This is a genomic window from Streptomyces sp. 5-10, assembly GCF_014712245.1.
Classification (GTDB): domain Bacteria; phylum Actinomycetota; class Actinomycetes; order Streptomycetales; family Streptomycetaceae; genus Streptomyces; species Streptomyces violaceusniger.
On record NZ_JACVYG010000162.1, the window covers coordinates 1 to 3566 of the forward strand.

The 3566-nt window shown below is 72.5% G+C and carries 2 pseudogenes; both read right to left on the minus strand.

Features of this window, described 5'->3' with window-relative positions:
• A pseudogene (locus tag IEJ02_RS50650) lies at positions 1-3168 on the minus strand (type I polyketide synthase); the annotation flags it as partial.
• 237 nt (positions 3169-3405) lie between these two features.
• Positions 3406-3465 (minus strand): annotated as a pseudogene (locus IEJ02_RS51305) (hypothetical protein); the annotation flags it as partial.
• Between the last annotated feature and the right edge of the window lie 101 nt (positions 3466-3566).

Consider the following 3566-nt stretch of genomic DNA (forward strand, 5'->3'; position numbering starts at 1 on the left):
GCTACCAGCTCTTCGCGGTCCTGGCCGATGACCACGGCGCGGTGGTCGAAGAGGGTCCTGGAGCGCAGCAGGGACCAGCCCACCTCCGCGGCACTCACCCCGGGCTCGCCGATGATGTGCCCGGTCAGGGCCCGTGCCTGGCCCCGTAGCGCCACGTCGCTCTGCGCGGAGATCACCCAGGGCACCACACCGGCGACGTCCGACACGGGAGCGGGCTCGATCGGCTCGGGGGCCTGCTCAAGGATGAGATGGGCGTTCGTACCGGAGATGCCGAAGGAGGAGATCCCCGCCCGGCGGGGCCGTTCGCCCTGGGGCCATGGGACGGGCTCGGTGAGCAGGCGCAGGTCGCCCGCGCTCCAGTCGACATTCGGGGTCGGTTCGTCGATGTGCAGTGAGGCGGGCAGCACCCCGTGGCGCATCGCCATCACCATCTTGATGACCCCGGCCACTCCGGCGGCCGCCTGGGTGTGGCCGATGTTGGACTTGAGGGAACCGAGCCACAGCGGCTGGTCCTCCGGCCTGTCCTGCCCGTACGTGGCCAGCAGCGCCTGCGCCTCGATCGGGTCGCCGAGGGTGGTCCCGGTGCCATGTGCCTCGACGGCGTCCACCTCGGACGGCGACAGCCGTGCGTTGGCGAGCGCCTGCCGGATCACCCGCTGTTGCGAGGGCCCGTTCGGCGCGGTGAGGCCGTTGCTGGTGCCGTCCTGGTTGACGGCGGAGCCACGGACGACGGCCAGTACCCGGTGGCCGTTGCGGCGCGCGTCCGACAGCCGTTCCAGGAGGACGAGACCGACGCCCTCGCCCCACACCATGCCGTCCGCCGCGGCCGCGAACGGTTTGCACCGCGCATCGGGCGCCAGACCGCGCTGGCGGGAGAACTCGATGAACGCGCCCGGGGTGGCCATCACCGTCACCCCGCCGGCCAGGGCCATCGTGCACTCGCCCTGCCGCAGCGCCTGGGCCGCCAGATGCATGGCCACCAGCGAGGACGAGCACGCCGTGTCCACCGTNCATGGCCACCAGCGAGGACGAGCACGCCGTGTCCACCGTGACCGCCGGGCCTTCGAGGCCGAAGGAGTAGGCCACCCGGCCGGACACCACACTGCCGATATTGCCCGTGGCGACATAGCCTTCGACGTCGCTCGCCGTATCGCCGGTGAGGGAGATGTAGTCCTGCGATGTCACCCCGGCGAAGACGCCGGTGTTGCTGCCCGCGAGCGTGTCCCGGTCCAGGCCCGCGCTCTCGAAGGTCTCCCAGGCGGTTTCCAGGAGCAGCCGCTGCTGGGGGTCCATGGCGACCGCCTCGCGCGGGCTGATGCCGAAGAACGCCGCGTCGAACCCGGCCGCCTCGTAGAGGAATCCGCCCTCCCGGACGTAGCTCGTCCCCGGGCGGTCGGGATCGGGGTCGTAGAGCGCGTTCAGGTCCCAGTTGCGGTCGGTGGGCATCTCCGCGATGGCATCGCGGTGGGCCGTGACCAGGTCCCACAGCTCCTTCGGGGAGTGTGCGTCCCCGGGGTAGCGGCAGGCCATGCCGACGATCGCGATCGGCTCGTCCTGGGCGGCCGTGGTGGGGGTGTGAGCGGCGACGGCCGGCTGCTGGCCCGTGAGTTCGGCGCGCAGATAGGTGGCGAGGGCGTTGGGCGTGGGGTGGTCGAAGACGAGCGCGGGCGCGAGGTCGATTCCGGTGGTGGTGGCGAGCTGGTTGCGCAGCTCCACGGCGGTCAGGGAGTCGAACCCGAGCTCCTGGAACGGCTGGCCGGGCGGAATGGCCTCCGGCCCGGAATGCCCCAGGATCGCGGCCGCGAGGGACTGGATCCGCTCGAGGAGGAGCTGGTGCTGCTGCTCGGGGGTGGCGGCGGAGAGCCGCTGCTGGAGCGAGGAGGCAACGGACGTGCCGGCGGTTCGCTCGGTGGGATTCTCGGCGGCCGTGACCAGGTCGTCGAGCAGCGGGCTGGGGCGCTGCGCGGTGAACGCCGTCGGGAACTTGTCCCAGTCGATGTCCGCCACGGTGACCGTGGTGTCCCGGTGGTCCAGGGCGTGCTGGAGCGATGCCACGGCCAGTTCGGGGCTGAGCGGAGACAGGCCACGCCGCCCGTAGAACGTGAGCGCGGTCTCGTCGGCGGCCATGCCCGCGTCGCCCCAGGGGCCCCAGGCGAGGCTGGTGGCGGGGAGTCCCCGGGCGCGGCGGTGCTCGGCGAGGGCGTCGAGATAGGTGTTCGCGGCGGCGTAGGCGCCTTGCCGGCTGCCGCCCCACGCGGCCGCGCCGGACGAGAAGAGGACGAAGGCGCTGAGGTCGAGCCCCTGGGTCAGCTCATGCAGATGGGCGGCGGCCAGGGCCTTGGGCCCGAGCACATGCTGCAGCCGCTCCGGCCCCAGATCGGCGATGAGCTCGGTGTCCGACGTGCCGGCGGCGTGGATGACGGTGGTGAGGGGGTGTTCGGCGGGGATGGTGTCGAGGAGATGTTGGAGTGCGGCCCGGTCGGAGGCGTCGCAGGCGGTGAAGGTGACCGTCGTGCCCAAGTCGATGAGTTCTTCGGCAAGTTGGGTGACCCCGGGGGCGTCGGGTCCTGAGCGGCTGACGAGGTGGAGATGGGGTGCGCCGTGGCGGGCGAGCCATCGGGCGACATGGGCGCCGAGGCCACCGGTTCCGCCGGTGATGAGCGTGGTGCCGGTGGGCTGCCAGGTCCTGGGTGCAGTGGTGGGCGTACCGGCCCTACGGAGGCGTCGGGCGTAGCTGCCGGTGGCGCGGATGGCGCTCTGGTCCTCCGGCCCACCGGGGGCGAGCAGGGCGGCCAGACGGTCGGCGGTGTGGTGGTCGACGACGGTCGGGAGGTCGATCAGACCGCCCCAGCGGCGCGGGTGTTCCAGGGCCGCGGCGCGGCCCAGGCCCCAGGTCTGCGCCTGCCGCGGGCTGGGGAGCGGGTCGCCGGGACCGGTGGCGACGGCGCCCTGCGTGAGGCACCACAGGGGCGCCGGGATCTCGGCGTCGCCGAGGGACTGGACGAGCACGGTGGTCGCGGCCAGCCCGGAGGGCACGGCGGGGTATTCGGGGTGCGGCTCCTCGTCGAGGGCGAGCAGGCTCAGCACTCCGGTGGGTTCACCCTCCGTGGCCATACGGGTGAGTTCGTCAGTCAGGGCGTCACGATCGACGGTACGGGTGTCGAGCACATGGCGGAGTGAGGTGGCGCCGTGGCTGGTCAGGGCCTGCGCGGCGGTGGCCACGGCGGGGTGGTCGGACTGACCGGCGGGGATGATCAGCAGCCAGGTGCCGGAGAGGTCCGGACGCGTGGAGGGGGCGGAAAGGCGCTGCCAAGTGGTCCGATACCGCCAGGAATTGATGACCGAACGCTCCCGGTGCTGCCGCCGCCAGGCGGACAGCGTGGGGAGAACAGCGCCCAGCATGGGCTGCTGATCCGCCGGTGAGTCGATGGTCGCCGCCAGGGCTTCCAGGTCCTCGCGCTCCACCGCCTCCCAGAACTCCCTGTCGACCTGAGCCGCCTCGGTGGGCTCCGGGGCGGAGGAGGAGGCGGACGACAGCCAGTAGTGCTGGTGTTGGAAGGCGTAGG